Below are 17527 nucleotides of genomic sequence, written 5' to 3'. Positions count from 1 at the left end.
GAACGGCCGACGGGCCCTCCGTCACCGCGCCGGGGACTCCGCGTCCCCGGGCGGTACGGGGGGCCCGTCGCGCGGCACGGTGAGGGTGACGCGCAGGCCGTGCGGGCTGTTCGGCGCGAAGGACACCCGGCCGCCGCCCGCCGCGAGCAGCGCGCGCGTGATGGACAGGCCGAGACCCGAGCCCGAGACGTTCTGGTGCCGGCTGCTGCGCCAGAACCGGTCGCCGACCCGCGCCAGCTCCTCCTCCGTCAGCCCCGGCCCGCCGTCCGCGACGTCCACCGTCACGTGCGCGCCGCGCGCCGCCGCCTCGACGGTCACCCGACCGCCCTCCGGGGTGAACTTCACGGCGTTGTCGACGACCGCGTCCAGCGCGCTGGACAGCGCCACCGGGTCCGCCCAGCCCGTGACGGCCGCCGCGCCCTCCGACCGCAGCTCCACCCCGCCCTGCTCCGCGACCGGCTGCCAGGAGGCGACCCGTTCCGCCGCGAGCGCCGCGACGTCGGTGAGCCGCACGTCCGCCGGGGAGTGCTCGGCCAACGCCAGGTCCAGCAGGTCGTCGAGCACCTGCGCCAGCCGCTTGCCCTCGGCCCGTACGGACGCCACCTCCTGGTTGCCCTCCGGCAGCTCCAGGCCGAGCAGCTCGATCCGCAGCAGCAGCGCCGACAGCGGGTTCCGCAGCTGGTGCGAGGCGTCGGCCACGAAGGCGCGCTGCTGCTCCAGCACGTCCTCGACGTGGTCGGCCATCTCGTTGAACGAGCCCGCCAGGCGCTGGAGTTCCGGCGGGCCGCCGGACGCCGCGACACGTGACTTGAACTCGCCCGTGGCGATCTCGTGCGCCGCCCGGTCCAGGGTCCCGACGGGCCGCAGCACCCAGCGCGTCAGCAGGAACGCCGCCGCCACCGCGAGCAGCAGCGCCGCCGCCTCCCCCGCCGCGATCGGCAGCCAGCCGTGCAGGATGCGGGAACGCAGCTGCCCGGTGGGCGAGTCGGTGTAGACGACGGCGGCCACGTCGCCGTCGCGGATCACCGGGGAGGCGACGACGATACGGCCCCGCTGCCACGGCCAGACCTGCTTCGGGTCGTGGCTGCGGCGCCCCGCCAGCGCCTCCATGAACGCCTCCTCCCCCGCGCCCGAGGTGGACACGTGCCAGCCCTGGGGGGCCGCCGCCATGGTCTGGCCGTCGCGGTAGAAGACACCGGCGCGGACGCCGTACAGGTCGTGGTAGCGCTGGAGTTCACGGCGGAGCGTGGCCAGCCGCTCGCCCGGCTCGCTGCGCGCGGTGACGAACTGCGCGAGCGACGCGAAGCGCGCGGTGTCGTCGATGCGGTCGACGACGACGTTCTGCTGCTCCGCCGAGGCGAGGCTGACCGCCAGCAGCAGGCCGAGGGCGAGGGGCACCCCGGCGAAGAGCAGGAGGAGGAGCGGGAGGAGTCGGGCGCGCACGGGAACGTTCCGTCCGTACGGGGTTACGCGTCGGCCGGGGCGACGAGCCGGTAGCCCACACCCCGTACGGTCTCGATCAGCGCGGGCAGCCCCAGCTTGGACCGGAGCGACGCCACATGGACCTCCAGCGTCCGCCCGGTGCCCTCCCAGCTCGTACGCCACACCTCGCTGATGATCTGCTCCCGCCGGAAGACGACACCGGGCCGCTGCGCGAGGAGCGCCAGCAGGTCGAACTCCTTGCGCGTCAGCGACACGGGCAGGCCGCCCACGCAGACCTGCCGGGTGGGCAGCTCTATCGCCACGTCCCCCATCCGCAGCACCGTGGCGGCCGGGGCGCCGCCCGTCCCGGCGTCCTCCGCGGGAGCCTCGTCCGACGGCACGGTGCGCCGGCTGACGGCGTGGATACGGGCGAGCAGCTCGCCGGTGTCGTAGGGCTTCACCACGTAGTCGTCGGCGCCGAGGTTCAGGCCGTGGATACGGGAACGGACGTCCGCGCGGGCCGTCACCATGATCACCGGGACGGACGACAGCTTCCGGATGCGCCCGCACACCTCGAACCCGTCCTGGCCGGGCAGCCCGAGGTCCAGCAGCACCACGCCGAAGGGCGCGGCCGCGTCGCCGGGCAGCAGCTGCCGCAGGGCCTCCTCGCCGTCACGGGCGTGCACCACGGTGAAGCCGTGCCGCTCCAGCACGGCGGAGAGCGCACCGGCGACCCGCTCGTCGTCCTCGACCAGCAGCAGTCTCACTACGTGCCCTCCCCCTCCGGCGCGGCCGGTACGCCGTGCCGCTACGCTTGCGCTTCCCGCACGCGGGCCGACTCTGCATCCACGCGGATCGACCCGGGACGCGTCAAGGGGCCACGGAGGCCCCGCGACTTCCGTTATGCAGCCGGTACGCGCCCCGCCGCGCGTCCCCGCACCCGACTCACCGAGTGTGCCCCGCTGCGACCGGATCGTTATGCTCAATTTCCCCTCAGATGTAATGACGCTGGTGGCGGGGGCTCACTAGGGTCCTCGCAACCGACGAGGACGGAGCTGCGGCCGATGAGCAATGTATCGGTGACCAAGGACGCCGGACGGCCGGAACCGGCACCGAGCGGCCTGGTCGTCCTGGACAACGTCAACAAGCACTTCGGTGCGTTGCACGTGCTCCAGGACATCGACCTGACGATCGCCCGGGGCGAGGTCGTGGTCGTCATCGGACCGTCCGGTTCCGGCAAGTCCACGCTGTGCCGCACCATCAACCGGCTGGAGACCGTCGACTCCGGGCACATCGCGATCGACGGCAAGCCGCTGCCCGCCGAGGGCAAGGAACTGGCCCGGCTGCGCGCCGACGTGGGCATGGTCTTCCAGTCGTTCAACCTGTTCGCGCACAAGACGGTGCTCGACAACGTCATGCTCGGCCAGCTCAAGGTCCGCAAGACCGACAAGCAGCAGGCCGAGCAGAAGGCACGCGCCCTGCTCGACCGCGTGGGCGTCGCGAACCAGGCCGACAAGTACCCCGCTCAGCTCTCCGGCGGCCAGCAGCAGCGCGTGGCCATCGCCCGCGCGCTGGCCATGGACCCCAAGGTGATGCTGTTCGACGAGCCGACCTCGGCTCTCGACCCCGAGATGATCAACGAAGTCCTCGAGGTCATGCAGCAGTTGGCGCGGGACGGGATGACGATGATCGTCGTCACCCACGAGATGGGCTTCGCACGTTCGGCTGCGAACCGTGTGGTTTTCATGGCGGACGGTCGGATCGTCGAGGAGGCTACTCCCGACCAGTTCTTCAGCAATCCGCGCAGCGACCGTGCGAAGGACTTCCTGTCGAAGATCCTTCACCACTGAGCCCGGCCACGGACCACGGACCACCCACGATCACAGGGAAGCTCACCATGAATCTCCGCAAAGCCAGTCTGGCGGCCGCCGCCGCGCTCACGCTCGCTCTCACCGGCACCGCGTGCGGCAGCAACTCCGGCGATGACGACGGGCTCACCATCGGCATCAAGTTCGACCAGCCGGGTCTCGGGCTGAAGACCCCCGACGGCAAGTACGAGGGCTTCGACGTCGACGTCGCCACGTACATCGCCAAGGAGATGGGCGTCGAGGAAGCCGACATCAAGTGGAAGGAAGCCCCCAGCGCCGAGCGCGAGAACCTGATCTCGAACGGCGACGTGGACTTCATCGCGGCCACCTACTCCATCACCCCGGAGCGCAAGGAGAAGGTCGACTTCGCCGGCCCGTACTTCATGGCGCACCAGGACCTGCTCGTCCGCAAGGACGACAACTCGGTGAGCAACGAGAAGGACCTCAACACCAGTGACCTGAAGCTGTGCTCGGTCACCGGCTCGACCTCCGCGCAGAACGTGAAGAAGGAGTTCGCGCCCAAGGCCGACCTCCAGGAGTACGGCGGCTACTCGGAGTGCCTCACCGGCCTGGAGAACAAGGCCGCGGACGCCCTCACCACCGACGACTCGATCCTCGCGGGCTTCGCCGCCCAGAAGGAGCACCAGGGCAAGTTCAAGCTCGCCGGGCTCAGCCTGAGCGACGAGCCCTACGGCGTCGGCCTCAAGAAGGGCGACAAGGACATGCAGAAGGACATCAACGACGCGATCACCAAGATGGTCGAGGACGGCTCCTGGGACAAGGCGGCGAAGAAGCACTTCGGGCCCGCCAACTACCAGTACGACAAGGCGCCGAAGATCACGGAAACCAGCTGACAGCTGATGGCAGGGTGGCGTGCCGTCCCGTCCGGACGGCACGCCACTCCCATCCAACGAGGCGAGAGCGCGGGAGAACGTGTTCGACTTTCTTGATCAGTACGACGTGTGGGAAGCGTTCTGGGTGACGATCCAGCTCACCCTGTACTCGGCGGTCGGGTCCCTGGTCTGGGGCACCGCGCTCGCCGCCATGCGTGTGAGCCCGGTGCCGGTGATGCGGGCGTTCGGCACCCTCTACATCAACACCGTGCGGAACACCCCGCTGACGGTCATCATCGTGGCCACCTCCCTGGGCCTCTACCAGACCCTCGGCATCGAACTGGGCGGCGGCACCTCCAAGGACATCAGCTTCAAGCTGGCCGTCCTCGGTCTCATCGCGTACCACGCCAGCTTCGTCTGCGAGTCCCTGCGTTCCGGCATCAACACCGTGCCCGTGGGCCAGGCCGAGGCGGCGCGGGCGCTGGGGCTGGGCTTCTTCCAGGTGCTGACCCTCATCGTGCTGCCGCAGGCGTTCCGCTCGGTGGTGGCGCCGCTCGCGAACGTGCTGATCGCCCTCACCAAGAACACCACGGTGGCGGCGGCGATCGGTGTGGCCGAGGCGGCGCTGCTGATGAAGGAGATGGTCGAGAACGAGAGTGACGTCATCTTCCTCGTCTTCGCCGTGTTCGCCTTCGGGTTCATCCTCCTCACCCTTCCCGCCGGGCTGCTGCTCGGCTGGGTGAGCAAGCGCGTGGCGGTGAAGCGATGAGTGACCTGTCCGTCCTGTACGACGCCCCCGGGCCGCGCGCCAAGGTGCGCAACTGGCTCTACACCGTGGCGTTCGTCGCCGTCTTCGCGTTGATCGCGTGGTGGGTCCTGTCCGAGATGGCGGACAAGGACCAGCTGGCCGGGGAGAAGTGGAAGCCGTTCGTCGAGGACGGCCGGGTGTGGACGACGTACCTCATCCCGGGGCTGCTCAACACCCTGAAGGCGGCGTTCCTCTCGATCGCCATCGCGCTGCCGCTGGGCGCGCTGTTCGGCATCGGGCGGCTCTCCGAGCACAAGTGGGTACGGATTCCCGCGGGCGCCGTCGTGGAGTTCTTCCGCGCCATCCCGGTGCTGCTGATGATGGTGTTCGCGAACCAGGCGTACGCCGAGTACAGCACCATCGAGTCCGAGATGCGCCCGCTGTACGCGGTCATCACCGGCCTCGTGCTCTACAACGCGGCGGTCATCGCGGAGATCGTACGGGCGGGCGTGCTGTCCCTCCCGTACGGGCAGACCGACGCGGCGAAGGCCATCGGCATGCGCAAGGGGCAGCTGATGCTGTACGTGCTGCTGCCGCAGGCCGTCACCGCCATGCTGCCCGCGCTCGTCAGCCAGCTCGTCGTCATCGTGAAGGACACCGCGCTCGGCGGCGCCCTGCTCGGCTTCGACGAACTCCTGGGCCAGGTGCGGGAGATCACCGCGAACTACGGCGCGAACACCATCGCCGCCTTCACCGTCGTCGCGCTGATCTACATCCTGCTCAACGCGCTCCTCACGACCCTCGCCAGCTGGGTCGAGGGCCGCGTACGGCGGGGCAAGAAGTCCACCGGCGCCGTGGTGGCCGCCGGGCCGGGCGACACCGCGGGCGTGGACGCGCCCGGGGTCGACGCCGCGGGCGGTCCGGGCGGAGCTGGCAAGACCGGCTGACGCGCCTCCCGCCGCACTGGCGGAATCCCTCGCAACCCGCTGCCCGTTCGTCCGTCGCTTGACGGGGGAACGGGCAGTGGGTTGCATACGTTCTGTGATCGTGCACCGGCCTCCCACCGCCCCAACTCCCCGCTCTCCTACGGATCGTGAGAACTGCGAGGTCCCCCTGCCGTGGACCCGGTGATCATCGTCGGCGCGGGCCCGGTGGGGCTCACGCTGGCGCTGGCGCTCGCGCGCCATTCCGTTCCCTCCATAGTGCTGGACGCCGGAGACGGGCGGGTGGAGCGGCGTGCGGCACGCACGTGCGTGCTCCGGCCCGACACGGCGGCGCTGCTGCCGCCGGTCGGCGGCACGCGCTGGCGCGGCTGGCGCGCGGAGCGGCGGCGCCGCCTGGTGGACCGTGTGGAGCTGGACGACACGACGTCGCCGCTGCACGTCGAGCAGCACCGGCTGACGGGGGCGCTCCGCGCGGCCCTGGCACGGGAGCGGCTGGTACGCCTCGTGCCGGGCAGCCACGTGGACGAGCTGGAGCAGGACGCGGACGGCGTCCGCGTCCGCATGCGCGAGGGCAACGGCGCCTGGTGCCGCGGCAGTTACCTGGTGGGCTGCGACGGCGCCCGCTCGACGGTGCGGAAGCTGCTCGGCATCCGCTTCACCGGCCGTACGGCGGTGGAACGGCACGCGGTGGCCGCCCTGCGCACCCGGCTCCCCTGGGACGACGAGGCGCTGCTGCACCGGGAGTCGGGCGCCGACGGCACGGAGGTGACGGCGCGTCCGCTGGCGGACGGGCTGTGGCGGCTGGACTGGCTGCTGCCGCCGCGCGGTGAACTCGTCACGCCCGACCAGCTGTTGGCGTGGGTGCACGACACCCTGACCGACTGGCACCGCGTACGGGGGGACGACGGGGCGCCCCCGTCGTACGAGCTGCTGGACACCGGCGTCCACACCTCGCACCAGCGCCTCGCCCGCAGCTGGCGCTCCGGGCGCGCCTTTCTGGCCGGGGACGCGGCGCACCTGGTCGGCGCGCTGGGGGCGCAGTCCGTCGACGAGGGGCTGCGGGACGCCGCCAACCTGTCCTGGAAGCTGGCCCTGGCGTGGCACGACGGACACACGGGCGGCACCGAGCGGCTGCTCGACAGCTACGAGGCGGAGCGGCGCCGCGCCGTCGGCTCGCGGCTGCGGGCCGTGGACCAGGCGCTGCCCGTCGTACGGCGCGGGGGCGGTGTCCGCACGCTGCTGCCCGGGGGCGGTGCGCGCGGCCCGCTCGCGCTGCTGACGGACGGGCACCTGGGGCGCGGGCCGCTGGGGGCGCCGCCGGTGTACGGGCGCTCGCCGCTCGCCTACGGGGGCCCGACCGCGGCCGTGCCGCCGACGGGCACGCCGCCGGGCGCCGCCGTCCACGACGTACCGGTCACCGCGCTGGACGGGACAGCCGGACGGCTGCGCGACCGGCTGGGCGGCCACGGCGGCGAGCTGGTCGTCGTGCTCGTCGCCCCCGGCACCGGCGTCTGGGACAGCCGGCACTGGATGTCGGCCGGGCTGATGCCCGAACTGGCTGCGGCCGTCGAGGCGTTACCGCTGCGCACCGATCTGCTGGTCACCGAGGACTACCCCGGCGCGGCCGCCCACACGGTCGTGGTGGTGCGTCCGGACGGCCACCTGGTGGCGACGCTGCCGGGAGCCCGTACGGCCGACCTGCGCGCCTGCGCCGACGCCGTACGGGGGTTGGCCGAGCACCCGGTGGAGGTCCGCCGGTCGCGCCGCTGACCGGGGGCCGGGAGCCGGGGCCCGGGGCCCGGGGGAAGGCGTACGGGATTCCGTGCGGGCCGTCCTCCGCCGGTCCGGTCGTCCGCCGTCCGCGCGTCAGATGTCGGGGAGGTGCTGGTCCAGCCCCTCCGGGTCCTCCCCCTCCTCCTCCAACGCCTGCCGGACCACACGGAGCGCCAGACCCTCCGAGTACCCCTTGCGGGCCAGCATCGACGCGAGCCGACGCACCCGCTTGTCCCGGTCGAGTCCGCGCGTGGCACGGAGCTTGCGGTCGACCAGGGCACGCGCCGTCTCCGCCTCCTGCTCCGGCTGGAGCTGCCCGATCGCCGTGTCGATCACCGTGGCGTCGACGCCCTTCGTCCGCAGCTCGCGGGCGAGTGCCTGACGGGCGAGGCCCCGGCTGTGGTGCCGGGACTCGACCCAGGCGTCGGCGAAGGCGGCGTCGTCGATCAGCCCTGCCTCCTCGAACCGGTCCAGCACCTCCTCCGCGACCTCCGGCGGGATCTCCCGCTTCCCGAGCGCCGCCGCCAACTGGCCGCGGGTGCGGGGCGCGCCCGTCAGCAGCCGCAGGCAGATGGCCCGTGCCCGCTCCCCCGGGTCCTTCGGTGTGCGCGGTGGCCCCGCCTCGGCCCTCGACGAAGCGGGACCACCGCCGTCTCTCCTTCTTCCGGACGTCCTCCCGGACGCCGCGTACGACTCCGGGCCGGTGCCCGTCCCGGAGTCCTGGTCCGGCCAGTCGCTGCGCCGTGTCACGGGTCAGCTCTTGGCCGCGGCGGCCTTGGTGGCCTTCCCCTTGGCCGCCGGAGCCGGATCGGCCTTGTCCGCCGTCGCCTGACCACCCGCACCGGCCGCGCCGCCCGCGACGGGTGCCGCCGCTCCGGCCGCGTCCGCGCCCGGCTCCGCCGTCGGCTGCTCCGGCTTCGCCCCGATGCCCAGCTTCTCCTTGATCTTCTTCTCGATCTCGTTGGCCAGGTCGGGGTTGTCCCGGAGGAAGTTGCGGGAGTTCTCCTTGCCCTGGCCCAGCTGGTCGCCCTCGTAGGTGTACCAGGCGCCGGACTTGCGGATGAAGCCGTGCTCGACGCCCATGTCGATCAGGCCGCCCTCACGGCTGATGCCCTGGCCGTAGAGGATGTCGAACTCGGCCTGCTTGAAGGGCGGGGCCACCTTGTTCTTGACGACCTTGACCCGGGTGCGGTTGCCGACCGCGTCCGTGCCGTCCTTCAGGGTCTCGATGCGCCGGATGTCGAGGCGCACCGAGGCGTAGAACTTCAGCGCCTTGCCGCCCGTCGTGGTCTCCGGCGAGCCGAACATCACGCCGACCTTCTCGCGGAGCTGGTTGATGAAGACCGCGGTGGTCTTGGAGTGGCTGAGCGCTCCGGCGATCTTCCGCAGCGCCTGGCTCATCAGCCGCGCCTGGAGGCCGACGTGGGAGTCGCCCATCTCCCCCTCGATCTCCGCCCGCGGCACGAGCGCGGCGACCGAGTCGATGATGATCAGATCCAGGGCGCCGGACCGGATCAGCATGTCCACGATCTCCAGCGCCTGCTCGCCGTTGTCCGGCTGGGACAGGATCAGCGAGTCCACGTCCACGCCGAGGTTCCTGGCGTACTCGGGGTCGAGCGCGTGCTCCGCGTCCACGAACGCGACGGTGCCTCCCGCCCGTTGGGCGTTCGCCACCGCGTGCAGCGTGAGGGTCGTCTTACCGGACGACTCCGGCCCGTACACCTCCACCACCCGCCCGCGCGGGAGACCGCCGACGCCGAGCGCCACGTCCAGCGCGGTCGAGCCGGTGGGGATCACCTCGATGGGTTCGTTCGGCCGCTCGCCCAGGCGCATCACGGCGCCCTTGCCGAACTGCCGCTCAATCTGTGCGAGCGCGGCGTCGAGCGCCTTCTCGCGGTCGGTTCCTGCCATGGGTGCCACCCGGTTGCTTGCTTGATTCGATCGCTTCACGTCCAAGACGCTAGCGCCTGCCACTGACAATCGGCCCGAGCCTTCCCCCGGACCGCTCCGGCACCTCCATAAGAATGGTTGTTCGATTTCCGTGTCAAGTGACTCCCGAACCCTGTGGATAAGTCAAGAAAGCCGAGTTCAGGCTGAGTTCAGGGCGAGTCCGGGGACGAATTCCACCGCCGCGCACGGCGCCCCTCCGGGCGTCCCGACCGCCTCGGCCGCCCGTGCACCCGCGGGTCCGTGACGTCGTACCGCTTCACGTACGCCCCCAGGAAACCCTGGAGCGTCGCCGTCGCCGGCACCGCGATCAGCGCCCCCACCACCCCCATCAGCGCGGTGCCCGCGATCACCGAACCGAAGGCGACCGCGGGATGGATGTCCACGGTCATCGCGGTGACCCGGGGCTGGAGCACGTAGTTCTCGAACTGCTGGTAGAGCACGACGAAGCAGATCACCCACACCGCCGACCAGGGGTCCACCGTGAACGCGAGCAGCACCGGCAGCGCCCCCGCGAGATACGTGCCGACGGTGGGCACGAACTGCGAGACGACTCCCACCCATACGGCCAGCGCCGGGGCGTACGGCACCCCGAGCAGTTCCAGGAACACGTAGTGCGCCAGCGCGGAGACGAGGGCCATCAGTCCGCGCGAGTACAGGTAGCCGCCCGTCTTCGCGACGGCGATCTCCCACGCCCGCAGCACCTCGGCCTGCCGCGCGGGCGGCAGCACCGAGCAGAGCGCGCGCCGCAGGCGCGGCCCGTCGGCGGTGAGGTAGAAGGCGAACAGCGCGACGGTCAGCAGTTGGAAGACGCCGCCCAGGACGGTGGCCGAGAGCCCCCAGACGCTGTCCGCGTTCCGCTGCACGTACTCGCGCAGCCAGTCGGAGTGCAGCACTCCGGCGCGTACCCGCTCTGCGTCCAGGCGGGTGTGGAAGGTGGCGTTGACCTGGCGCACCAGGTGGTCCACGTACGCCGGGAGGTTGTCGGCGATGAGCGTGACCTGGTCGGCCAGTACGGAGCCGAGCGCCGCGAGGAACCCGGCCACCGCCGTCGCCACCCCCAGGAAGACCAGCCCCGTACCGGCTCCCCGGCGCACCCCCCGCGCGGCCAGCCAGTCGACGGCGGGCTCCATGGCGAGGGCGAGGAAGAACGCGATCAGCACGTTGAGCAGCAATCCCACCAGCCGGTCGAACGCCCAGCCCACCAGCTGGAAGCAGCCCAGCAGCGCGAGCCCGAGGACCATAGCGCGGGGCAGCCACTCCGGCATCCCGGCACGGATGGCGGGCGGTTCACCGTGAGTGGCAGGCCGTTCCGGCGGGGGTGCGGGGAGGTCGACGCCGTCCGCGGTCGCCCGTTCCACTGTTGCTGACATCCGGGGATTGTCCCGTATGTCCGTAAAAGTTACGGTGAACGGCTCACCTCTTGTGCGCGGGTACGTCCATCACGTCGCACACCACACGCCACACGTCCTTCGCCGCCCACCCCGCGTCGAGCGCCTCGCGCACCGTACGGCCCCCCAGCCCGGACATCACGTGGTCACGGGCGAACGAGTCCGCGTACGCCTCGCCGAAGTGGTCCGCCATCCGCTGCCAGAAAACCGTCAACCGCATGCCGCCAGTATCCCGCGCCAGTACCGCGCGGAGACCACCGCGCCCGCCGCTCCGTCCGGGCGCTGTCAGTGGCGGGGTGCACGATGGGGACATGGCTCAGCGGAAGTCGGCTCCGGTGCTCGACGTGTTCTCCCCCGCCACCCGCGCGTGGTTCACGGGGGCGTTCCGCGCGCCCACGGCCGCGCAGGAGGGCGCGTGGTGGGCGCTGGCCGAGGAGTCCGACGCGCTGGTGGTCGCGCCGACCGGCTCCGGCAAGACGCTCGCCGCGTTCCTCGCCGCGCTGGACCGGTTGGCCTCGGTGCCGCCGCCCGCCGACCGGCTCAAGCGCTGCCGCGTGCTGTACGTGTCGCCCCTGAAGGCGCTCGCCGTCGACGTCGAACGGAATCTGCGCAGCCCGCTGACCGGCATCCGGCAGGAGTCCGTGCGGCTGGGCCTGCCGGAGCCCGACATCCAGGTCGCGATCCGCTCCGGGGACACCCCGGCCGCCGAGCGCCGGTCGATCGCGCGCCGCCCGCCGGACATCCTGATCACCACACCCGAGTCGCTGTTCCTGATGCTGACCTCCTCGGCCCGGGAGGCGCTGACCGGCGTGGAGACGCTCATCCTCGACGAGGTGCACGCCGTCGCCGGGACCAAGCGCGGCGCGCACCTGGCGCTGTCCCTGGAGCGGCTGGACGAGCTGCTGGACCGCCCCGCCCGCCGGATCGGCCTGTCCGCGACCGTACGCCCGGTGGACGAGGTCGCCCGCTTCCTCTCGCCCCGGCGGCGCGCGACGGTCGTACAGCCGCCGTCGGGCAAGGAGTTCGACCTGTCGGTGGTCGTGCCGGTGGACGACATGGCCAACCCGGACGGAGGTGGCGGCACCTCCGCCGCCGCTGCCCCACGGGAGACCGGCGCCCCGGGCGGCGGCGCCGACCGGCCCTCCATCTGGCCGTCGGTCGAGGAGCGCATCGCTGACCTCGTGCAGGCGCACCGTTCCACGATCGTCTTCGCCAACTCCCGGCGGCTCGCGGAGCGCCTGTGCAACAGGCTGAACGAGATCGCGTACGAACGCGCCACCGGCGAGCCCCTCCCCGAGCACCACTCCCCCGCCGAGCTGATGGCCGAGGCGGGCGCCGCCCGGGGCGCGCCTCCCCTGCTGGCCCGCGCGCACCACGGCTCCGTCTCCAAGGAGCAGCGCGCGCAGGTCGAGGAGGACCTGAAGGCGGGGCGGCTGCCCGCCGTGGTCGCGACCTCCAGCCTGGAGCTGGGCATCGACATGGGCGCCGTCGACCTGGTGATCCAGGTCGAGTCGCCGCCCTCCGTCGCGTCCGGGCTGCAACGGGTGGGCCGGGCCGGACACCAGGTGGGCGCCGTCTCAGCCGGGGTGGTCTTCCCCAAGTACCGGGGCGACCTGGTGCAGGCCGCCGTCGTCACCGAGCGGATGCGGGAGGGCGCGATCGAGTCCCTTCGCGTCCCGGCGAACCCGCTGGACGTGCTCGCGCAGCAGCTCGTCGCCATGACGGCCGTGGACACCTGGGACGTCGACGAGCTGCTGGCTCTCGTACGCCGTGCCGCGCCGTTCGCCGCGCTCCCGGAGTCGGCGTACACCTCGGTGCTCGACATGCTCGCCGGGCGGTACCCGTCGGACGCCTTCGCGGAGCTGCGCCCCCGCGTCGTCTGGGACCGCGTCGGGCACACGGTGAGCGCGCGGCCCGGTGCCCAGCGGCTGGCGGTGACGTCCGGCGGCACGATCCCGGACAGGGGGCTGTTCGGCGTCTTCCTCGCGGGCGCCGACCCGAAGAAGGGCGGCGGCCGGGTCGGTGAGCTGGACGAGGAGATGGTGTACGAGTCGCGCGTCGGCGACGTCTTCACCCTCGGCACCACGTCGTGGCGGATCGAGGACATCACCCGCGACCGGGTCCTGGTCACCCCGGCGCCCGGGGTGCCGGGCAGGCTGCCCTTCTGGAAGGGCGACCAGCTGGGCCGCCCGCTCGAACTGGGCCGCGCCCTCGGCGCGTTCCTCCGCGAGGTCGGCGGCCTCCCGGCGGAAGCGGCCCGCGACCGGCTCGCCGCGGCGGGGCTGGACGAGCGCGCCGTACGGAACACGCTGGCGTATCTGGACGAGCAGCGCGCCGCCTGCGGCCACGTCCCGGACGACCGCACGATCGTCGTCGAGCGCTTCCGCGACGAGCTGGGCGACTGGCGCGTCGTCGTCCACTCCCCGTTCGGCGCGCAGGTGCACGCCCCGTGGGCGCTCGCCCTGGGCGCCCGGCTGACCGAGCGGCACGGCCTGGACGCCCAGGTCATGCACGCCGACGACGGCATCGTGCTGCGCCTGCCCGACGCCGACGTGCTGGGTCTCGACCTGCTGGACGCCGACCTGCCGGACGGAAAGGTGGGCGGCACGGGTGGCGACGGCGCGTACGACGCGGAGCGGGCGCCGGTCGGCGCGGCCGACGTGGTGCTCGACAAGGGCGAGGTCGACCAGGTCGTCACGGACCAGGTGGGCGGTTCGGCGCTGTTCGCGGCGCGCTTCCGCGAGTGCGCCGCGCGGGCGCTGCTGCTGCCCCGGCGCGATCCGGGCAAGCGCACCCCGCTGTGGCAGCAGCGCCAGCGGGCGGCGCACCTGTTGGAGGTGACGAGCGGGTTCGGCTCGTTCCCGATCGTGCTGGAGGCGGTGCGGGAGTGCCTCCAGGACGTGTTCGACGTGCCCGGTCTGACGGAGCTGATGGGCGACATCGAGTCGCGCCGGGTCCGGCTCGTCGAGGTGACGACCCCAGAGCCGTCGCCGTTCGCCCGCTCGCTCCTCTTCGGCTACGTCGCGCAGTACCTGTACGAGGGCGACTCCCCGCTGGCCGAGCGCCGCGCCGCCGCGCTGTCGCTCGACTCCCGGCTCCTCGCCGAGCTGTTGGGCCGGGCGGAGCTGCGCGAACTGCTGGACGCCGACGCCCTGGCGCGGCTGGCGGACGAGTTGCAGTGGCGCACCGAGGAGCGGCGCGTCAAGGACGTCGAGGGCGTCGCGGACCTGCTGCGCGTCCTGGGCCCCCTGACCGACGAGGAGTTGGCCGCGCGGGGCGCGGAGCCGGGGTGGGCCGACGAGCTGCGGGGCGCGCGCCGCGCGATCCGGGTGCGGATCGCGTCCCGTGACCACTGGGCGGCGATCGAGGACGCGGGCCGGTTGCGGGACGCGCTGGGGGTGGCGCTGCCCGTCGGCGTGCCGGAGGCGTTCACCGAGCCGGTGGCCGATCCGCTCGGGGACCTGCTCGCGCGGTACGCCCGTACGCACGGCCCGTTCGCCTCGGCGGCCGTGGCCGAGCGCTTCGGCCTGGGGCCCGCCGTCGCGGACGGCGCGCTGCACCGGCTGGCGGCGGCCGGGCGGCTCGTCCAGGGCGAGTTCGACCCTTCGGGGACGGCGCAGGAGTGGTGCGACACCGCCGTGCTGAGGCGGCTGCGGCGCCGGTCCCTGGCGGTCCTGCGGGAGGAGCTGGAGCCCGTGCCGCCCGCCGCGTTGGCCGCGTTCCTGCCCCGCTGGCAGCAGGTGGACACCGGCGGTCTGCACGGCGTGGACGGTCTGGTGCGCGCCGTCGAGCAGCTCCAGGGCGCGCCCGTGCCCGCCTCCGCGCTGGAACGGCTGGTGCTGCCCGGCCGCGTACGGCACTACACCCCGGAGCTGCTCGACCAGCTCACCGTCTCCGGCGAGGTGCTGTGGGCCGGTGCGGGCGCGCTGCCCGGCAAGGACGGCTGGCTCTCCCTGTACCTCGCGGACACGGCGCCCCTGCTGCTCTCGCCGCCGCTCCCGCTGGAGCTGTCGCCGCTGCACACGGCGGTGCTCGACGCCCTGCACGGCGGTTACGGTCTCTTCTTCCGGCAGATCGCCGACCAGGTGCGGGCCACACACCCCGAGGCCACCGATCCGGGGCTGGCCGAGGCGGTCTGGGACCTGGCCTGGTCCGGCCGCCTCACCAACGACACGGTCGCGCCGCTCCGTTCACTGCTGGGCTCCGGCCGTACGGCGGGCTCCACCGCGCACCGCGCGAGACGTACGGTGCCCCGCGGCCGCTACGGCTCGCTGACCGGCGCGGTCCGCCCCGCGGCGGCCTCCCGCAACGGGCCGCCGACGGTCGCCGGGCGCTGGTCCCTGCTGCCCGCCCCGGAGGGCGAGCCGACCCACCGGGCGCACGCCCTCGCCCGTACGCTGCTGGACCGGCACGGCGTGGTCACCCGCGGCGCGGTGCAGGCGGAGGGCGTCGAGGGCGGTTTCGCCGCCGCGTACCGGGTGCTGTCGGCGTTCGAGGAGAACGGCCAGGCCCGGCGGGGTTACGTGGTCGAGGGGCTGGGCGCGGCCCAGTTCGCCATGGACGGCGCCGTGGACCGGCTGCGCGCGGTCAGCCAGGCGCGCGAGTCCGGGGCGCCCGCCCGGGGGGCCGACGGCCCGGCCGGACGGCCCGTGGTGCTGGCGGCCGCCGACCCGGCGAACGCGTACGGCGCCGCCCTCCCCTGGCCCGACCCGCCGCAGGGGGCGGCGCACAAGCCGGGCCGCAAGGCGGGGGCGCTGGTGGTGCTGGTCGACGGGGAGCTGGTGCTGTACGTGGAGCGGGGCGGCAAGACGCTCCTCGCGTGGCACGGCGGACCGGGCGAGGAGTCCGGTACGCAGGGCGGCGACCGGGTCGACGCGGCCGCCGAGGCGCTGGCCCGCGCGGCGCGGGACGGCGCGCTGGGCAGCGTCACCGTGGAGCGCGTCAACGGCGTCCCCGCGCTCACCTCGCCGTGCGCCGCGGCGCTGGAGGCGGCGGGCTTCCACGCGACGCCGCGCGGCCTGCGGATACGGGCCTGAGGGCGGCGCGCGCGTCCCGCCCTCCCGTACGACCGCCGCCACCGGACCATCGCGCCACCGCCACGTGCCACGACCGGGCCGCCGCGCCGCGGCACCGACCACCACGCCGGGCACCGCACGTACCGCATCATGGCCCCATGCCCGAGGGAGACACGGTCTGGCGCACCGCGCACGAGCTGCACGGCGCGCTCGCCGGTGCCCTGCTGACCCGCAGCGACCTGCGGGTGCCGAAGCTCGCCACGAAGGACCTGACGGGGCGCCGCGTCCTGGACGTCACCCCGCGCGGCAAGCACCTGCTGACCCGCGTGGAGGGCGGCCTCACCCTCCATTCGCACCTGGGCATGGAGGGCGCCTGGCGGCTGCACGCGCCGGGCGAGCGCTGGCGTGGCGGCCCGGCGTACCAGGTGCGCGCGGTGCTCGGCACCGCGGACCGCACCGCCGTCGGCTACCGTCTGCCGCTGCTCGACCTGCTCCGTACGTCCGACGAACACCACGCCGTGGGCCATCTCGGCCCGGACCTGCTCGGCCCCGACTGGGACCCGGACGAGGCACTGCGCCGGCTGCTGGCCGACCCCGCCCGCCCCGTCGGGGAGGCCCTGCTCGACCAGCGCAACCTGGCGGGAGTCGGCAACGTCTACCGCTCCGAGCTGTGCTTCCTCGTGCGCGTGGTCCCCTGGACTCCCGTCGGTGAACTCCCGTCGCCGGAACGGCTCGTGGCGCTCGCCCAGCGGCTGCTGGAGGCCAACAGGACGCGTACGGCCCGCAACACCACCGGGGACCGCCGTCGGGGCAACTCCCTCTGGGTGTACGGCCGCAGGCACCGCCCGTGCCTGCGCTGCGGCACTCCGGTGCGCTCGGCCGAGTCGGGCCCGGCAGCGGAGCGGCGCGTCGTGTACTGGTGCCCGCGCTGTCAGCCCGCGCCGTGACCACGTCGCGTACGCGCCGATCGCCCGGGCACGCGAACTCCCCGTCCCCGTAAGGCGACTCGCGCCCCGCCGCCGTACGCGACGAGGCCCCACCGGATGCTCCCGGTGGGGCCTCGTGCTGCGTCCACATGCGTCGTACGTCTGCGTCGCGGGCGTCTACCGCGCGCCGTCCTGCCGCGCGCGGCGACCGCCGGTCCGTCCGCCACACCGTGCGGACGGTGTCCCCGGGTCAGGCCGCGACGACGTCCACTGCCTCGGTCGGTGCCTTGATGGTGACGCGCTCGTCGGGCACTCCGGTGACCGAAGTCACAGACGTCATACGCTCGATCGGGTTGAGCATCGACCGCATCGGTGCCGGTACGGTGTCGCTGGCCGCGGACTCGGCGAGTTCCGCGAGCGCCAGCTCGTCGCTCACCTCGCGCATGACCTCCGACATCCGTACTTCGAGGGCGTCGCAGATCGAGGAGAGCAACTCGGATGATGCCTCCTTCTGCCCGCGTTCCACCTCGGAGAGATAACCCAGCGAAACACGTGCGGACGAAGAGACTTCGCGCAGGGTACGGCCCTGGCGCTGGCGCTGCCGACGCAGCACGTCACCCAACAGGCGACGGAGCAGGATCATCGGTGCTCCTCCCTCTA

At 73.1% G+C, this 17527-nt stretch carries 14 protein-coding genes; 7 read left to right on the top strand and 7 right to left on the bottom strand.

What is annotated here, in order from left to right; all coding sequences use genetic code 11:
- Positions 1–21: 21 nt before the first annotated feature.
- Both D7M15_RS22850 and D7M15_RS22845 read right to left on the bottom strand, forming a co-directional pair.
- Positions 22–1443: a HAMP domain-containing sensor histidine kinase gene (locus tag D7M15_RS22850; RefSeq protein ID WP_121519208.1), complete on the bottom strand. Its 1422-nt coding sequence runs from the start codon at positions 1441–1443 to the stop codon at positions 22–24.
- Between the two features lie 23 nt (positions 1444–1466).
- Entirely contained in the window at positions 1467–2189 is a 723-nt protein-coding gene (locus tag D7M15_RS22845) for a response regulator transcription factor (protein ID WP_121519207.1), read from the bottom strand.
- 297 nt (positions 2190–2486) lie between these two features.
- On the opposite strand from D7M15_RS22845, the gene D7M15_RS22840 reads away from it, so the two are divergent.
- The 5 genes from D7M15_RS22840 (at position 2487) to D7M15_RS22820 (ending at position 7585) form a co-directional block, all read left to right on the top strand.
- Positions 2487–3272: an amino acid ABC transporter ATP-binding protein gene (locus D7M15_RS22840; RefSeq protein WP_121519206.1), complete on the top strand. Its 786-nt coding sequence runs from the start codon at positions 2487–2489 to the stop codon at positions 3270–3272.
- 47 nt (positions 3273–3319) lie between these two features.
- Positions 3320–4144, top strand: coding sequence for a glutamate ABC transporter substrate-binding protein (locus D7M15_RS22835; protein WP_121519205.1), 825 nt, complete (start codon positions 3320–3322; stop codon positions 4142–4144).
- 79 nt (positions 4145–4223) lie between these two features.
- Positions 4224–4892 (top strand): amino acid ABC transporter permease, encoded by a 669-nt coding sequence (locus tag D7M15_RS22830; RefSeq protein WP_121519204.1) that lies wholly within the window; start codon positions 4224–4226, stop codon positions 4890–4892.
- A complete protein-coding gene (locus D7M15_RS22825; protein ID WP_121519203.1) occupies positions 4889–5818 on the top strand; it encodes an amino acid ABC transporter permease in 930 nt (309 codons plus the stop codon). Before D7M15_RS22830 ends, D7M15_RS22825 begins: the two co-directional genes overlap by 4 nt.
- Before the next feature lie 171 nt (positions 5819–5989).
- Positions 5990–7585: an FAD-dependent monooxygenase gene (locus D7M15_RS22820; RefSeq protein ID WP_121519202.1), complete on the top strand. Its 1596-nt coding sequence runs from the start codon at positions 5990–5992 to the stop codon at positions 7583–7585.
- 96 nt (positions 7586–7681) lie between these two features.
- On the opposite strand, the gene recX is transcribed toward D7M15_RS22820, so the two are convergent.
- The 4 genes from recX to D7M15_RS22800 all read right to left on the bottom strand — a co-directional run bounded on the left by recX (position 7682) and on the right by D7M15_RS22800 (position 11146).
- Complete coding sequence (gene recX / locus D7M15_RS22815; RefSeq protein WP_121519201.1) at positions 7682–8338, bottom strand: recombination regulator RecX; 657 nt, start codon at positions 8336–8338, stop codon at positions 7682–7684.
- A 3-nt stretch (positions 8339–8341) separates the two neighbouring features.
- A complete protein-coding gene (recA, locus tag D7M15_RS22810; RefSeq protein ID WP_121519200.1) occupies positions 8342–9499 on the bottom strand; it encodes a recombinase RecA in 1158 nt (385 codons plus the stop codon).
- 188 nt (positions 9500–9687) lie between these two features.
- Complete coding sequence (locus tag D7M15_RS22805) at positions 9688–10908, bottom strand: AI-2E family transporter (RefSeq protein WP_121519199.1); 1221 nt, start codon at positions 10906–10908, stop codon at positions 9688–9690.
- A gap of 43 nt (positions 10909–10951) precedes the next feature.
- Positions 10952–11146, bottom strand: a complete 195-nt coding sequence (locus D7M15_RS22800) for a DUF3046 domain-containing protein (RefSeq protein ID WP_121519198.1) — start codon at positions 11144–11146, stop codon at positions 10952–10954.
- Positions 11147–11237: 91 nt separating this feature from the next.
- Between D7M15_RS22800 and D7M15_RS22795 the strand changes: the two genes are divergently transcribed.
- Both D7M15_RS22795 and D7M15_RS22790 read left to right on the top strand, forming a co-directional pair.
- Positions 11238–15962, top strand: a complete 4725-nt coding sequence (locus D7M15_RS22795; protein WP_206337409.1) for a DEAD/DEAH box helicase — start codon at positions 11238–11240, stop codon at positions 15960–15962.
- A 137-nt stretch (positions 15963–16099) separates the two neighbouring features.
- On the top strand, positions 16100–16888 hold the full coding sequence (locus D7M15_RS22790) for a DNA-formamidopyrimidine glycosylase family protein (protein WP_121519196.1): 789 nt from the start codon (positions 16100–16102) through the stop codon (positions 16886–16888).
- A gap of 229 nt (positions 16889–17117) precedes the next feature.
- On the opposite strand, the gene D7M15_RS22785 is transcribed toward D7M15_RS22790, so the two are convergent.
- Positions 17118–17510, bottom strand: a complete 393-nt coding sequence (locus D7M15_RS22785; RefSeq protein WP_121519195.1) for a helix-turn-helix transcriptional regulator — start codon at positions 17508–17510, stop codon at positions 17118–17120.
- Between the last annotated feature and the right edge of the window lie 17 nt (positions 17511–17527).

This window comes from Streptomyces sp. Z26 (assembly GCF_003665095.1).
GTDB classification, from domain to species: domain Bacteria; phylum Actinomycetota; class Actinomycetes; order Streptomycetales; family Streptomycetaceae; genus Streptomyces; species Streptomyces phytohabitans.
This window is presented reverse-complemented; position numbering and strand designations above follow the sequence as displayed.